The sequence below is a fragment of the Streptomyces sp. NPDC044719 genome (assembly GCF_056433405.1).
In genome coordinates, this window is sequence record NZ_JBWKHE010000001.1 from 37,492 (window position 1) to 51,626 (window position 14,135).

14 protein-coding genes are annotated in these 14,135 nt (G+C 70.1%); 6 read left to right on the forward strand and 8 right to left on the reverse strand.

Going from position 1 to position 14,135, the window contains the following annotated elements; translation table 11 throughout:
- Positions 1-4: 4 nt before the first annotated feature.
- The 5 genes from AC07DF_RS00190 to AC07DF_RS00210 form a co-directional block, all read right to left on the reverse strand.
- Positions 5-2,242 (reverse strand): B12-binding domain-containing radical SAM protein, encoded by a 2,238-nt coding sequence (locus tag AC07DF_RS00190; protein ID WP_478965476.1) that lies wholly within the window; start codon positions 2,240-2,242, stop codon positions 5-7.
- Between the two features lie 213 nt (positions 2,243-2,455).
- The gene (locus tag AC07DF_RS00195; protein WP_478965478.1) at positions 2,456-2,605 is read right to left on the reverse strand and encodes a hypothetical protein; all 150 of its coding nucleotides are present in this window, start codon (positions 2,603-2,605) and stop codon (positions 2,456-2,458) included.
- A gap of 250 nt (positions 2,606-2,855) precedes the next feature.
- Positions 2,856-4,097: a DUF2637 domain-containing protein gene (locus tag AC07DF_RS00200; RefSeq protein ID WP_478965480.1), complete on the reverse strand. Its 1,242-nt coding sequence runs from the start codon at positions 4,095-4,097 to the stop codon at positions 2,856-2,858.
- A 112-nt stretch (positions 4,098-4,209) separates the two neighbouring features.
- A complete protein-coding gene (locus AC07DF_RS00205) occupies positions 4,210-5,076 on the reverse strand; it encodes a DUF3558 family protein (RefSeq protein WP_478965482.1) in 867 nt (288 codons plus the stop codon).
- Positions 5,077-5,210: 134 nt separating this feature from the next.
- The gene (locus tag AC07DF_RS00210) at positions 5,211-6,068 is read right to left on the reverse strand and encodes a DUF3558 domain-containing protein (RefSeq protein ID WP_478965483.1); all 858 of its coding nucleotides are present in this window, start codon (positions 6,066-6,068) and stop codon (positions 5,211-5,213) included.
- Positions 6,069-6,239: 171 nt separating this feature from the next.
- On the opposite strand from AC07DF_RS00210, the gene AC07DF_RS00215 reads away from it, so the two are divergent.
- Positions 6,240-7,433: an RtcB family protein gene (locus tag AC07DF_RS00215; protein WP_478965485.1), complete on the forward strand. Its 1,194-nt coding sequence runs from the start codon at positions 6,240-6,242 to the stop codon at positions 7,431-7,433.
- A gap of 9 nt (positions 7,434-7,442) precedes the next feature.
- Here AC07DF_RS00215 and AC07DF_RS00220 read toward each other — a convergent pair whose 3' ends face one another.
- The gene (locus AC07DF_RS00220; protein ID WP_478965487.1) at positions 7,443-8,219 is read right to left on the reverse strand and encodes an SDR family NAD(P)-dependent oxidoreductase; all 777 of its coding nucleotides are present in this window, start codon (positions 8,217-8,219) and stop codon (positions 7,443-7,445) included.
- A gap of 130 nt (positions 8,220-8,349) precedes the next feature.
- Here AC07DF_RS00220 and AC07DF_RS00225 point away from each other — a divergent pair, with 130 nt between their 5' ends.
- Positions 8,350-8,787, forward strand: coding sequence for an ester cyclase (locus AC07DF_RS00225; protein ID WP_478965489.1), 438 nt, complete (start codon positions 8,350-8,352; stop codon positions 8,785-8,787).
- Positions 8,788-8,820: 33 nt separating this feature from the next.
- Here AC07DF_RS00225 and AC07DF_RS00230 read toward each other — a convergent pair whose 3' ends face one another.
- Both AC07DF_RS00230 and AC07DF_RS00235 read right to left on the reverse strand, forming a co-directional pair.
- Positions 8,821-9,156 carry a YnfA family protein gene (locus AC07DF_RS00230; protein ID WP_215119737.1) on the reverse strand — a complete coding sequence of 112 codons (336 nt, stop codon included), beginning with the start codon at positions 9,154-9,156 and terminating at the stop codon, positions 8,821-8,823.
- A gap of 40 nt (positions 9,157-9,196) precedes the next feature.
- Positions 9,197-10,021, reverse strand: a complete 825-nt coding sequence (locus AC07DF_RS00235) for a DUF6597 domain-containing transcriptional factor (RefSeq protein ID WP_478965491.1) — start codon at positions 10,019-10,021, stop codon at positions 9,197-9,199.
- 62 nt (positions 10,022-10,083) lie between these two features.
- Between AC07DF_RS00235 and AC07DF_RS00240 the strand changes: the two genes are divergently transcribed.
- The 4 genes from AC07DF_RS00240 to AC07DF_RS00255 all read left to right on the forward strand — a co-directional run bounded on the left by AC07DF_RS00240 (position 10,084) and on the right by AC07DF_RS00255 (position 14,134).
- Positions 10,084-10,716, forward strand: coding sequence for a TIGR03086 family metal-binding protein (locus AC07DF_RS00240; protein ID WP_478965493.1), 633 nt, complete (start codon positions 10,084-10,086; stop codon positions 10,714-10,716).
- Positions 10,717-10,738: 22 nt separating this feature from the next.
- Positions 10,739-11,815: an LLM class flavin-dependent oxidoreductase gene (locus AC07DF_RS00245; RefSeq protein WP_478965495.1), complete on the forward strand. Its 1,077-nt coding sequence runs from the start codon at positions 10,739-10,741 to the stop codon at positions 11,813-11,815.
- Between the two features lie 117 nt (positions 11,816-11,932).
- A complete protein-coding gene (locus AC07DF_RS00250; RefSeq protein WP_478965497.1) occupies positions 11,933-12,694 on the forward strand; it encodes a response regulator transcription factor in 762 nt (253 codons plus the stop codon).
- Positions 12,695-14,134 carry a HAMP domain-containing sensor histidine kinase gene (locus tag AC07DF_RS00255; protein ID WP_478965499.1) on the forward strand — a complete coding sequence of 480 codons (1,440 nt, stop codon included), beginning with the start codon at positions 12,695-12,697 and terminating at the stop codon, positions 14,132-14,134.
- The last annotated feature ends 1 nt before the right edge of the window (position 14,135 follow it).

The window sequence follows — 14,135 nt, forward strand, 5'->3', positions numbered from 1 at the left end:
GCCGTCAGGGCACACGTCGCGCAGCCGCGGTCGGCAGGGGCGGCCCGAGAAGCTCAGGGTGGAGAGAGACCACTGTGATCACACGGTGCCTGGCCAGATCTTCGAGAAGCGGGCGCAGCTGCTGTTCCGGCAGCCGGGACCGGGCCGACAGTTCAGAAGCCGTCGCACCGTCTGCCGCGAGCAACCAGAGGAGTCGGCCGGCGGCGGAGACCCTGACTCCACTCCCCGTTTCCGGAGATGTGAGCACGCAACTGCCGTCGTCACGGCTGTCCGTCACCTCGTGGGGGTGAGCGGCATACCAGAGCGGACGATGCCCGTCGGAGGCGTCAGCCGGTTCGAAGGTCACGGCCCCGTGGGCGGCGAGCCGCGCCAGGGTGGTCGCGGCCAGTCTGGTCGAAGCGACGTTCGCCCAGAGGTCGGCTACCGCGTGGAATCGACCGTCAAGCAGAGGACGCCACTCCTGCGATATCGACAGCAGGGCGTCGCCCGACGGCACATGCAGCAGAATGCCCCGCCCGGTGGCCGACGTTCTGGCACGCACACCGTCCGCGAGCCGCACCAGGGTCGCAGCGCCCACGTCGGGGCACGAGTAAGCAGGTGCGGTCACCCGCCGGGCCGGCAGCTCCGCCTCGGCCACAGCCCACAAGAACGACCACTCCTCGGCATCCCCGATCCAGGTCCCCTGGTGGAACGCGGCCCCGACCGCACCCGGTCCGCCGGAGGTGAGTCGGGCCGCGTCCTCCTGAGTGAGGCCCTCAACGACCTTGTAGTCAAGGTCGAAGGCCAGGTCCTCGCCTTCGCCTGGTGGAATCAGCTCGACACCGAACAGATCGGGACGTTCACCGACCGGAGAGAGCACGTCCAGGATGAACGGCCCGTTGGCGGCGGTGGAGTACGGTACGCCGAACTCCTCCGTGGAGCGACGGAGTGTCTCAGCGGCGAACTCCTGGGTTCTCAGGGCCTCTTCCTCCGTCTCTCCCGGGAACCCGGTCATGCAGAAGAGGTGGACAGGCACCTTGTTCCCCAAGAGCGCCTGAAGCGACGGCTCGACGTCAGCGACCTTGGTCCCCTTGCGCATCAGGTCCAGCACGCGCTGGTTGTACGACTCGAGGCCGAGGTCGAGACGTCGGCACCCGGAGTCCCGCAGTGCCTTCGCCAGCTCTTCGTCAAGCCCCTTGCTGAACCGGGTCTCCCCGTACCAGGAGAGTTTGTGCCCCCCGTCGATCAGCTGCCGTGAAACGCCGCGCAACGAGGTGAGCGTCATGATCTCATCGACGAACATGAAGGTGTCGCTGCCGTACTTGGCCGCCAGAGCGGCCATGTCGTGAACGACCTGGTCGGCGCGCCGGATACGGAACTTGTTGCTGGCGAACGGGATCGAGCAGAAGGCACAGTCCCAGGCGCAGCTCCGCGAAGCCTGAAGCGGCAGGACGGGGCCTGGCGCAAAATATTGGTCCAACGGCAGACCGTCGAAGTCCGGCGTGGGCAGATCGGTCACGTCGACCATGGCTGCCGGGGTACGCAGGAGTCCACCACGGCCGTCGCGTTCCAGCAGCCCCGGGACGGTCCTGTCGTCGGCACCGGTGATCCGGTCGCACAGCGCGGGCAGCGCGTCCTCTCCTTCGTAGGACACGAATGAGTCCACGTACTCGAAGAAGGGATGCTCCTCCTGCCAGCGACTCACCATGCGCGTCGTGAGATTCCCACCCATGACCACGTGGACGTCCGGCCGCCGGCGCTTGACGTGGCGGGCCACGGTGAGGGCGGCGATCAGCTGTGTGTCGGCGGACACCGAGATGCCCACCACCGCCAGGTCGGCGTCCTCCAGTTCGGGGATCGGGCGACGTTCCAGAGCCCATCCGTACACGTTACGGTCCGCCGACCTGGCCGCCTCCAGGACGGAATCCGAGCGTCGGTGAGAGAAACTGGAGAAGTTCCCCCGGAGGTCGAAATTCAAACCGGGAAAGGAACCTGAAACGCAAGCGAGGCCATTGCGGACGACTGTGGCGGCGTTGGTAAAGGCGAGCGGGTCCGCCAGAATGTCCCGGGACTTGAGTGCGGCTCTGGCACTGTCGATGCGCGCCACCGTGTCACCGAACACGGCGAGGATCTCCTCTTGCGCCCGTCGCTCATCCAGGGCTGTCTCGCCAAGGCGGCGCTCGGCTTGCGGAAGCAGCGCCTGTAACCCGTCGGCGGAGAGCAGCCAGTCCGTCTGCTCGATGCTCAGGTCGAGGGACGACACCTGCCAGCCGTGCCGACGCATGACTGCGGCCAGCAGTGGAACTGCGAGGTGAGGCGCGTAGACGTTCCAGATGGGCGGGTTGACGAGAAGTATTCGAGGCTGCCGCATGTGAGCCCTTGTGGAGATCCGATGCTGGATGGGGAGTCGAGTGTGGCCACTAGAACGCGGACGGAGCGTGCTTCAGCCGGTCAGGCTGTAGCGCGGGTCCCTCGGTCAGCTGTTGCCGGGCTCCTGCAGAAGGGCGTACTTGCTGTTGAGGCGGTTCGGAGTGACAGCCTCGACGGACAGGGCCTCGTCGGCCTCGGCGAGGGCGAGGAGGGCGTCGACGTCGAAATCCTGCGCGGTGTCGTGGTTGAGGTTCATGGGGATCTCCCGTTCGTGACGAATGGTGCCCTGTGAAATTGGTTGCCACGGCCAGCGCTCGACTCCCCGGCCGTCCAGCGTGGGAGGAACTTATCTTCGTGATCGGCTCTTCACAAGATGCCCTCGTCATGACGGCCAGCAGTCTTCAGTCATTTCTGACTCGAGCAATCTAGGATTTGATTCCGAAATTCATTGATTTCGGGCACCAAGGGCGAATGTGGCCCCGCCCTGCCGGGGTCTTGGTTCCGGCCTATGCGATGTGCTCTTCCAGCAGCTCACTGTTGAGACGGGCAGCGAACTGGTCCATGTACTTGTTCAGATCGCGAGACTGGAGGCGCAACCCGTACGCGGCTTCGACGTTCGCGGCGAAAGCGGTCGGCGTGGGCAGGCCTTCGCCCTCTATCGAGTACCGGAACACCTGGTACAGGTCCTCGTCCGAGGGCCCTGCGTCCGATACGCCCTCGCCCAGGGGACGCATACCGCCCGCGCCGTTCGGTACCTGGACCTGCGGCTCCGGTGCCTGCTCCAGGACCGGCTCGGGCATCGGCTCGGGAGCAGGCTCGGACTTGGTTGCGCGGAACTGGGGCACCGGGTCCTGCTGCGGTTGTCCGTCGGGGAAGGCCTGTTGCTCCTGCGGAGGCGGCGCATACCTGGGAGGCTCGTAGTGCGGGTCGTAGTCGCCCTGATACTGCACGTGCTGGGGCGTGGCGAACCACTGGCTCGGCCCCTCCTCGACAGCCGCAGCAGGCATCGACGCCTGGGCGGGTGTCGTCGCCTGGACGGCCCTGGACTCCAGTGCCGGCGCTGCGGGCTGCGGCAACAGCTGCGGTTCGATACCCGCCGCCGCCAGCCCCGCCGGGGCCGTCTCCGCCAGCGGGACGCCGTAGCGTGCCAGCCTCAGCGGCATGAGGGACTCCACGGGGGCCTTGCGGCGCCAGCTGCGGCCGTAGCGGGAGCGCAGCCGCGCCTGGTAGACGAGACGTTCCTGCTCCAGCTTGATGACCTGGTCGTAGGAGCGAAGCTCCCAGAGCTTCATGCGGCGCCAGAGGAGGAACGTGGGCACCGGGGAGAGCAGCCAGCGGGTGAGGCGGACGCCCTCCATGTGCTTGTCGGCCGTGATGTCGGCGATCCGGCCGATCGCGTGGCGGGCCGCCTCGACCGCGACCACGAACAGGATCGGGATCACCGCGTGCATGCCGACACCGAGCGGATCCGGCCAGGCGGCCGCGCCGTTGAAGGCGATCGTCGCCGCTGTCAGGAGCCAGGCCGTCTGGCGGAGCAGGGGGAAGGGGATCCTGATCCAGGTGAGGAGCAGGTCCAGGGCCAGCAGGACGCAGATGCCCGCGTCGATGCCGATCGGGAAGACATAGGAGAAGTTCCCGAAGCCCTTCTTCAGGGCCAACTCGCGGACCGCCGCGTACGAACCGGCGAAGCCGATACCGGCGATGATCACAGCGCCGGCCACGACCACGCCGATGAGAACGCGGTGCATCCGAGTCAGTTGTGGCGCGGCCACCCGTCTTCCCCTCCCCTTGCGTGCTGTTGCGCGCAACAGGGTGGCACATGTGTGCGGAGGACGGGTGGCCGGTTCCGGTCGGCGGTGTTCAGCTCTTCTTCGCGGGCGTCCTCGACGGCGACGCGGAGGAGTCCTTGGAGGGTCCCTCCGAGGCTCCCTTCGAGGGCTCCTTGGACGGGGACTTCGACGGCTCGCCGCTCGCCTTGCCGCCGCCCGCTCCGTTCGCCTCGGACACCGCGGCCACCGCCTCCTTGGCGGCCTTCTTCGCGTCCTTGGCCATCTCGCCGGCGCTCGGGGACTTGTCGCCGGCCAGGCCGGCGCCGTTGTAGTCGAGCGTGACGACGACGTTCTCGACGCGTGCCACGACCGTCTGCTGCTTGAAGGTGCCTTCCTTCTTCTTCAGGTCGTAGCTCACGGCCGTCGCCTGGTCGCCCGTGCCGGTCACCGGCTCCGACTTGACGCCCTTGGCGCCCTCGGCGGCCTGGGCGTCCTGGACCTGCTTCTCGTAGTACTGCTGGGCCAGCTTCTCGCCGGAGCCGCGGGTGGTGTCCGACTCGAAGCGCAGCATCGACACGTTCAGCCAGCGGAACTGCGAGCCCTTCACGCCGTTGTTGTCGAGGCTGTTCCAGGAGCAGCTGCCGCGCGTGGAGATATCGTCCGACTTGCCCTCCTTGCCGGACTTGCTCTCCGGGACGAGCTCCTTCAGCGTCTTCTTCGACAGTGCCTTGCAGGACTCCGGAAGCTTGTCGTACGCCGCCGCCTCGACGGTCGGCGACGGGCTCGCGGACGCCGAGGCCGCCGCGTTCGCGGCCTTGTCGGTGCTGTCGCCGGAGCCGGAGTCCGAGGAGCAGCCGGCGGCGACCAGCATCACGGGGACGGCGGCCGCGCAGACAAGGACGCGGTTGAGTCGCTTCGCTCGCTGGTCCTGCTGGTCTCGCTGTGCTCGTCGCTGCATGGTTCCTTCACTCATGACGCTCGTGGTTCCCTGCGGTCGGAACGGGGCCGAGTGGTCACCGTACGCGGTGCGGCGGAGGTGTGGTCTTCCTTCGCGTGGTTTGCGGGTGTGCGTGAAGGGGGCGTGAAGGGGCCTCAGTCGCTCAGCGAATCGGCGAGCTGGGAGGTCAGTTTCTGGGCCCTGTCCTGCAATTCCTTGCTGTCCGGGACGACGCCGACGGTGGCGGGCTGTTCGGCGTACTCGATGGTCACGATGACATTGGACGTGCGGAATGCCACAGTCACCGTCCGCTGCTTGGCCGTCGAACCTGAGCTGCTCAGCTCGTCGTCGATGAAGGCCTCGTCGCCGAAATCCTCCAGCACGCGGGGCTGGAGTTCGGTCGGGGCGGCGGAGGTGGACGTCGAGGGCGACGCGGCGCCGGAGGGGGGGGAGGCCGAGCCGGGAGGACCGCTCGGGGCGGCGGAGGAGCCGCCTGCCGGGGTGCTGCCGGCGGCGGGGGACTCCGTGGCGGCCGACTCGGTGACCGACTCGGTGGCCGTCGGCTCGGGGAGGTGGGCGGCGGCCTCCCGCTCCGCGAAGAGCTGCTCGGCCTGGCTGTCGTCGCTGACGGCGTTGTCGTAGGAGACGACCCGTTCGAAGTCGATGAGCAGATGGTCGGTGGCCTGCGGGCCGTCGACCTTCCACTGGCAACCGACCTTGCGGTCGGTGTCGAACGTGGCCGTCGGCTCGCCCTCGTAGGCCTTCTCGCGCTGCTCGCCGTCGGTGATCTGCCGGATGCCGGGCAGGAGTTCGCCGAGCGTGCTCTGGCCGACCGCGGTGCAGGGCTCGGGGAGCGTGCGGTAGCGGCCCGGCTCGGCGGCGGGTGAAGCCGTGCCGGTGTCACCGGGGTTGGAGTCGTCCGTCGGGCCGTCGTCGCCCGAGCTGCCGGTGCAGCCGGCCAGCAGGGCCGCGAGGAGCGCGGCGATAGCGGGTGCGTACGCCTTCCGTTGCACGTGGGGGCTCCTCTCGGGGCGGATATTGGCTTGCCGTCGCGGGGCAGCCGATGAACACAATGTGTATCGCACGCACTGCCGTGAACGCCGGTCCGGATTCCCTTTCGTAGACCTTGGCTCCGGTATTTGCTCTTGAAGACTTCTGTTCGCTTACGGGGGATTGAGGACGTTATGTCGTATGTAGAGGTGCCTGGCGCGAAGGTGCCGATCCGGATGTGGGCCGACCCGGCCTCGGTCGAGGAGGGTGCGCTCCAGCAGCTCCGGAACGTAGCCACGCTGCCGTGGATCAAGGGCCTCGCGGTCATGCCCGACGTGCACTACGGCAAGGGCGCGACGGTGGGCTCGGTCATCGCGATGCGGGGTGCGGTGTGCCCGGCGGCAGTGGGGGTCGACATCGGCTGCGGGATGTCGGCGGTGAAGACGTCCCTGACGGCGAACGACCTGCCCGGGGATCTGTCGCGGCTGCGGTCGCGGATCGAGCAGGTGATTCCGGTGGGGCGGGGTATGCATGACGACGCCGTCGACCCGGGGCGGCTGCACGGGTTCGGTACGGCCGGCTGGGAGGACTTCTGGGGGCGGTTCGACGGGGTTGCCGAAGCGGTCAAGTTCCGTGCAGAACGCGCCACAAAGCAGATGGGAACGCTCGGCGGCGGAAACCATTTTGTCGAAGTCTGCACAGACACGACCGGTTCCGTCTGGCTGATGCTGCACTCCGGCTCCCGGAACATCGGCAAGGAACTGGCCGAGCACCACATCGGCGTCGCCCAGAAGCTCCCGCACAACCAGGGCCTCGTCGACCGCGACCTCGCGGTCTTCGTCGCGGACACCCCGCAGATGGCGGCGTACCGCAACGACCTGTTCTGGGCGCAGGAGTACGCGAAGTACAACCGCTCGATCATGATGGCGCTCCTGAAGGACGTGGTCCGCAAGGAGTTCAAGAAGGCGAAGCCGGCCTTCGAGCCGGAGATCAGCGCGCACCACAACTACGTGGCCGAGGAGCGCTACGACGGGATGGACCTGCTCGTGACCCGCAAGGGCGCGATCCGGGCCGGCTCCGGCGAGTACGGGATCATCCCCGGGTCCATGGGCACGGGCTCGTACATCGTGAAGGGCCTCGGCAACGACAAGTCCTTCAACTCCGCCTCGCACGGCGCGGGCCGGCGCATGAGCCGCAACGCGGCCAAGCGGCGCTTCTCGACGAAGGACCTGGAGGAGCAGACCCGGGGCGTGGAGTGCCGCAAGGACTCCGGCGTCGTGGACGAGATCCCGGGCGCCTACAAGCCGATCGAGCAGGTCATCGACCAGCAGCGGGACCTGGTGGAGGTCGTGGCGAAGCTGAAGCAGGTCGTCTGCGTGAAGGGCTGACCGGCCGGCTCAGGACTCCCGGTGCACCTTCGTGTTCGAGGCCTGGGCGCGGGGGCGGAGGACCAGGAGGTCTACGTTGACGTGGCTGGGGCGGGTGATGGCCCAGGTGATGGTGTCGGCGACGTCGTCGGCCGTGAGGGGTTCGGCCACGCCCTCGTAGACCTTCTCGGCCTTTTCCGTGTCGCCGGAGAAGCGGGTCAGGGCGAACTCGTCCGTCTTGACCATGCCGGGGGCGATCTCGATGACGCGGACCGGCCGGCCGACGATCTCCAGGCGCAGGGTCTCGGCGAGGACGTGGGCGCCGTGCTTGGCGGCGACGTAGCCCGCGCCGCCCTCGTAGGTGCCGTGGCCCGCGGTGGAGGAGACGACCACGACCGTGCCGTCGCCGCTCGCGTCCAGCTTGGGCAGCAGGGCCTGGGTGAGGTTGAGCGTGCCGATGACGTTCGTCTCGTACATCTGGCGCCAGTCGGCCGGGTCGCCGGTCGCGACCGGGTCGGCGCCGAGCGCGCCGCCCGCGTTGTTGACCAGGACGCCGATCGTCTTGAAGGCCGTGGCGAACTCGTCGACCGCCGCGCGGTCCGTGACGTCGAGGGCGTAGGCCGTGGCCTGGTGGCCCGCCTTGTTGATCTCCTCCGCCAGTGCCTCGATGCGGTCCTTGCGGCGCGCGGTGAGGACGACGCGGTAGCCCGCCGCGGCGAGCTGTCGGGCCGTGGCGGCGCCGATTCCGCTGCTCGCACCGGTGACGACGGCGATGCGGGAGGCTGCGGACGGGGCGGCGGTGGCCATGGGAGCTCCTCGGGCGTGATGTGCGGACCGACTTCTGCGTACCGGCTTCCGGCCAGGATAGGTCGGCCCCGCGGTGGGAGAATGAGGGCGGGTGGTGCCCTGGTTTTCCGGTCTTCCCTGGAGGTGGATCATGGGCGAGGCACGTGAGGTCATGGACCGGCTCACGGACGCGATCACCACGCACGCCGATCTGAAGGTCATCGGCGAGTTGTACGCCGAGGACGCGGTGGCCTTCACCCCTGACGAGGGTGAGCTGCGCGGGCGCGACAACATCGTCGAGTACTGGCGGACGATGACGGAGGCGGTCCCCGAGGGGACGTTCCAGCCGTTGCATTCCTACGAGGTCGGCGACACGGCCATCGACGAGGGGGTCTTCAGCGGGCGCAACACCGGGCCGCTGGAGCTGCCCAACGGTGAGACGCTCCCGCCGACGCAGAAGGAGATCAGGATCCGCGGGGTGGACATCGCCACCGTGCGGGACGGGCGGATCGTCGACTACCGGCTGTACTTCGACGAGATGGATTTCCTGGGGCAGTTGGGTCTGCTGCCGCCCGACGAGCCGTTCTGAGCCGGGCCGTTCTGAGCCGGGCGAAGGGGCCGGTCAGTCACCTCGCGGGGCGTACATGATGACCGCCATGCCCGCGAGGCAGATCAGCGCGCCCGCGATGTCCCAGCGGTCCGGGCGGTAGCCGTCCGCGACCACGCCCCAGAGGATCGAACCGGCGACGAAGATCCCGCCGTACGCGGCGAGTACACGGCCGAAGTGGGCGTCGGGCTGGAACGTCGCGACGAAGCCGTACGCGCCGAGCGCGAGGACGCCGCCGGCCGCCCACAGCCAGCCCCGGTTCTCGCGCACGCCCTGCCAGACCAGCCACGCGCCGCCGATCTCGAACAGCGCGGCGACGACGAACAGGGCGGCGGAGCGGAGCACGAACATGGTGGTCAGCTTCGCATGCTCGGCATGGTGAAAGGATCCCTCAGTGCCCGGCCCGGGCCTCCGCCGCGTAGGCCGTGGGGGGCACCCCCACCGTCGCCGTGAAGTCCCGTACGAGGTGGGCCTGGTCGGCGTAGCCGAGGTCGGCGGCGAGGGCGGCCCAGTCGATGTCGCCGCGGTGGCCTGCCTGTTCCAGGGCCTCGTGGATGCGGTAGCGGAGGATGACCCATTTGGGGCTGACGCCGACCCGGGTCGAGAAGAGCCGTTGCAGCGCCCGTACCGACAGGCCCCGCGCCTCGGCGAAGTCGCCGACGCGGCGCACGGAGCGGTCCGCGCGGATGCGTTCGACGAGGTCGATCGCGAGGTCCGCCTGCGGGTCCGGGGCGCAGGGCAGGGAGAGCAGGAAGGCGTCGAGGGCGGCGACCCGGGCGCGGTCGTCGGCGGGGGTGACGACCGAGCGGGCGGTGTCGGCGGTGATCTGCGGAAAGACCTCCTGGGCGGGCAGTGTGCGGCCCGTCCACCGGGAGACCGGCGGCCCGGGGGCGTACGGCCGGAAGCCGCCGGGGCGAAACTTCGCCCCGCAGACCCGGCCCCGTCCGGTCAGCTTCCTGGTGTAGAGGCCGAGCGCGACGCCGGTGACCTCGCCGTAGGGCGGGCTCTCGTCCTCGTCCCACTGGAAGGTGAGGTTGACGGACGGATGGGGGACGACGTGGGAGGCGTAGGGCTCGGGCAGGTCCCAGTCGATGAGCCAGTACCACTCGACGTGCCGGCGCAGCGGCTCGGCGGGCTCGTGGCGGCGGAATCGCACGCGGTTCAGCAGCCCGGACGGGTCGACGATCCCGCGGGTGTCGTGGCGGGGTGCCTCCATGGCCGGATCGTACGTCGCGTTTCTTCAAGATGGGCGGTCGTGGACGTCCCTACGGTCGGGGCATGGACACGAACCCTGTGAAGACGTACGGCATCGGTGAGCTGCTGGGCCTGGCGCGGGAGCGGGCGGTGCCGGTGGTACGGGGGATTCCCGACGCGGCGCTCGCCGCTCCCACGCCCTGTGCCGAGTACGACGTGCGGGCGCTGGTCGATCACCTCTTCCAGGTGATCGTGCAGTTCCAGCGGCTGGCCGTGAAGGAGGCGGCGGACTTCGGTGCGGCGCCCGAACCGGTCGCCGGGGGCCCCGAGTGGCGTGAGCGGCTCGCTCAGGAGTCGGAGCGGCTGGTGGCGGCCTGGTCGGCGCCGGGTGCCGAGGAGGGCACGACGGGCGGGATGAACATGCCGGCGCGGCTGGTCGGCTCGATGGCCCTGCTCGATCTGACCGTGCACGTGTGGGACCTGGCGCGGGCGACGGGCCAGGAGTATCCGGGCGCCGACGAGGCGGTCGTGGCGGAGCTGTCCGGCGCGGTGGACGAGCTGGCGCCGACGGCCAGGAAGATGGGGGTGTTCGGGGAGCCGGTGCCGGTGGCGGAGGGCGCGCCGGCCTGGGAGCGGCTGCTCGGGCGGACCGGCAGGGACCCCCACTGGAATGCCCCCGCGCCCGCTGTCGTTCCCCCAGGTACGGTTGAAGGGTAAACAATCTGGAGGGTGAGCGACCATGCAGTTCGGGATCTTCAGTGTCGGCGACGTCACGCCCGACCCGACCACGGGCCGGACACCGACCGAACGCGAGCGGATCAAGGCCATGGTCGCCATCGCGCTCAGGGCCGAGGAGGCCGGGCTCGACGTCTTCGCCACGGGTGAGCACCACAACCCGCCCTTCGTGCCCTCCTCCCCGACCACGATGCTCGGCTACATCGCCGCCCGCACCGAGCGGCTGGTCCTCTCCACGGCCACCACCCTCATCACCACCAGCGACCCGGTGAAGATCGCCGAGGACTTCGCGATGCTCCAGCACCTGGCCGACGGCCGGGTGGATCTGATGCTGGGCCGCGGGAACACCGCGCCGGTGTACCCCTGGTTCGGGCAGGACATCCGGCAGGGCATCCCGCTCGCCGTCGAGAACTACGCCCTGCTGCACCGCCTGTGGCGCGAGGAGGGCGTCGACTGGGAGGGGAAGTTCCGTACGCCCCTGCAGGGCTTCACGGCGACGCCCCGGCCGCTGGACGGCGTACCGCCGTTCGTCTGGCACGGGTCGATCCGCTCCCCGGAGATCGCCGAGCAGGCCGCGTTCTACGGCGACGGCTTCTTCCACAACAACATCTTCTGGCCGGCCGACCACACCCGGCGCATGGTCGAGCTGTACCGGGAGCGGTTCGCCCACTACGGGCACGGCACGCCCGAGCAGGCGATCGTCGGGCTCGGCGGGCATGTCTTCATGCGGCGGAACTCGCAGGACGCCGTGCGCGAGTTCCGGCCCTACTTCGACGTCGCCCCTGTGTACGGGCACGGGCCGTCGCTGGAGGACTTCACGGAGCAGACGCCGCTGACCGTCGGCACCCCGCAGCAGGTCATCGAGAAGACGCTGGCCTTCCGGGAGTACGCCGGCGACTACCAGCGCCAGCTGTTCCTGGTCGACCACGCCGGGCTGCCGCTGAAGACCGTGCTGGAGCAGATCGACCTGCTGGGCGAGGAGGTCGTACCGGTGCTGCGCAAGGAGTTCGCCGTGGGCCGCCCGGCGGACGTGCCGGACGCGCCGACCCACGCGGCCCGGCTCGCGCGGGCCCGGGGGTGAGAGGACGGTAGGCACCCCGCCCGAGGTTGCGTGATCCCTGGTGAGAGGGGAGTAAGAAGGACGCTCCGGCGCAGCGCATCCGGTCCCGGGGACCCGGTCGCCAGGCACACTGGACGCGTGCCCCAAACAGTGCTGCTCGCCGAAGACGACCGCGCCATCCGCAACGCCCTGGAGCGCGCCCTGACCCTGGAGGGCTACCAGGTCATGGCGGTCGCCGACGGTGTCGAGGCACTGGCGCAGGCCCACCGCAACCGCCCCGACGTGCTCGTCCTGGACGTGATGATGCCCGGCATCGACGGGCTCCAGGTGTGCCGGGTGCTGCGCGCCGAGGGCGACCGGACGCCGGTCCTGATGCTGACGGCCCTCGTGGAGACCGCCGACCGGATCGCCGGCCTGGACGCGGGCGCCGACGACTACGTGGTGAAGCCCTTCGACGTGGAGGAGGTCTTCGCCCGGCTGCGCGCGCTGCTGCGCCGCACCAGCCCGGTGGGCGTGGGCGACCCCCTCGGCGGCGCACCGGCCGGTGGCGGGCCCGCCGGTGCCGCGCCCGTGCCGGAGGCGCCCAGGCAGCTGCCCGACCGGTTCGTCGAGGCCGCCGGCGTCCGCATGGACCCGCAGGCGCGCCGGGCCTGGCGGGGCGCGCGCGAGCTGGAACTGACCCGCACCGAGTTCGAGCTGCTGGAGCTGCTGGTCCGCAACGCCGGCATCGTCCTCGACCACTCGACGATCTATGACCGCATCTGGGGCTACGACTTCGGCCCCGGCTCGAAGAACCTCGCCGTCTACGTCGGCTATCTGCGCCGCAAGCTCGACGATCCGGACGGGCCGCAGCTGATCCACACGGTGCGGGGCGTGGGTTATGTGCTGCGGGAGGACTGAGTGGGCCGCCTCCGCCGGCGCTTGAGCGGACGGCGGCCGAAGCTGGTCTCGCTGCGCACCACGTTCGCGGTGTCGTTCGCGGCGGTGACCGCGGCCGTGACGATCCTGGTCGGCATCCTGTCCTACAGCGCGGCCGCCCGGCTGGTGCGGGTGGACCAGCAGACGGTGTTCGACGAGGTCGTGCAGGACCTGCGGGACGAGGTGCGGGAGAACCGGATGACGCCGGAGGACTTCTCCTCCGCCGCGCCCGGCCACGACCTCGTGCGGCCCGCCCGCACCGATGTGCAGGTGCTCGGCCCGGACGGCCATGTCGTCGACGCGGGCAGTCCGGGACTGCCCGTGACCGGGGCAGATGTGCGGATCGCCGCCGCGTCCCTGTCCGGCCGGGTGGTCGAGCACAAGGACGTCGACGTGGGCGACGACGTCTACCGCGTCGCGACCGTCTCCCTCGGCGGCGGCCGGGGCGCGGTGCAGGTCGCCCAGGAGTTCAGTGACGTCGAGGACCTGCTGCGGGCGCTGCAGCGGCGGACGCTGCTGCTGATGGCGGCCGTCGTGATCGCCGCCGGCCTGTTCGGCTGGTGGCTCGCCCGGCGCATCACCCGGCGCCTGGTCGTCCTGACCGACGCCGCCGAGGACGTCGCCCGGACCCGCCGGCTCGGCATCCAGGTCCCGGTCGCCGGTCATGACGAGGTGGGACGGCTGGGCCGGGCCTTCGACCGGATGCTGGGCCGGCTCGCCCAGTCCGAGGAGGACCAGCGGCGACTGGTCCAGGACGCGGGCCATGAGCTGCGGACGCCGCTGACCTCGCTGCGGACGAACATCTCGATGCTCCGCCGGATCGACGAACTGCCGCCCGGGACCCGGGAGGAACTGGTCGCCGACCTCGGCCAGGAGGCCCGCGAGCTGACCGACCTGGTCAACGAACTCGTCGACCTCGCGGCCGGGCAGTCCGACACCGAGCCGCCGCGGCGGGTGGACGTCGCCGACCTCGCGGAGGAGGTGGCGGGCCTGGCCCGGCGCCGCAGCGGCCGGGAGATCACGCTCCGCGCGAGCGGCGACACCACGACCGACGGACGGCCCGGGATGCTGAGCCGGGCGCTGTCCAACCTCGTCGACAACGCGGTGAAGTTCGACCAGCGCGGCACGGCTCCCATCGAGATCGTCGTCTCCGGGCCCGCCCGGCCCGGCACCATCCGGGTCGAGGTCCTCGACCGCGGCCCCGGCATCACCGACCACGACCTCACCCGCGTCTTCGACCGCTTCTACCGCGCCGCCGACGCCCGCTCCCTGCCGGGCTCCGGCCTCGGCCTGTCCATCGTCCGCGAGGTGGCCCTCGCGCACGGGGGAGCGCCGTTCGCGGTCCGGCGGGACGGAGGCGGGACGGTGATCGGGTTCACGGTCGGCGGCTTCCCGGTGGATGACGGGCGCCCGGCCCACTGAG

Bases quoted from the DNA above. Each gene is read 5' to 3' on its own strand.
- AC07DF_RS00225 (WP_478965489.1), top strand. From the start codon at position 8,350: ATGGGCGAGGCACGTGAGGTCATGGACCGGCTCACGGACGCGATCACC.
- AC07DF_RS00220 (WP_478965487.1), bottom strand. From the start codon at position 8,219: ATGGCCACCGCCGCCCCGTCCGCAGCCTCCCGCATCGCCGTCGTCACC.
- AC07DF_RS00200 (WP_478965480.1), bottom strand. From the start codon at position 4,097: ATGCACCGCGTTCTCATCGGCGTGGTCGTGGCCGGCGCTGTGATCATC.
- AC07DF_RS00235 (WP_478965491.1), bottom strand. From the start codon at position 10,021: ATGGAGGCACCCCGCCACGACACCCGCGGGATCGTCGACCCGTCCGGG.
- AC07DF_RS00230 (WP_215119737.1), bottom strand. From the start codon at position 9,156: ATGTTCGTGCTCCGCTCCGCCGCCCTGTTCGTCGTCGCCGCGCTGTTC.
- AC07DF_RS00195 (WP_478965478.1), bottom strand. From the start codon at position 2,605: ATGAACCTCAACCACGACACCGCGCAGGATTTCGACGTCGACGCCCTC.
- AC07DF_RS00205 (WP_478965482.1), bottom strand. From the start codon at position 5,076: ATGCAGCGACGAGCACAGCGAGACCAGCAGGACCAGCGAGCGAAGCGA.
- AC07DF_RS00245 (WP_478965495.1), top strand. From the start codon at position 10,739: ATGCAGTTCGGGATCTTCAGTGTCGGCGACGTCACGCCCGACCCGACC.
- AC07DF_RS00215 (WP_478965485.1), top strand. From the start codon at position 6,240: ATGTCGTATGTAGAGGTGCCTGGCGCGAAGGTGCCGATCCGGATGTGG.
- AC07DF_RS00240 (WP_478965493.1), top strand. From the start codon at position 10,084: ATGGACACGAACCCTGTGAAGACGTACGGCATCGGTGAGCTGCTGGGC.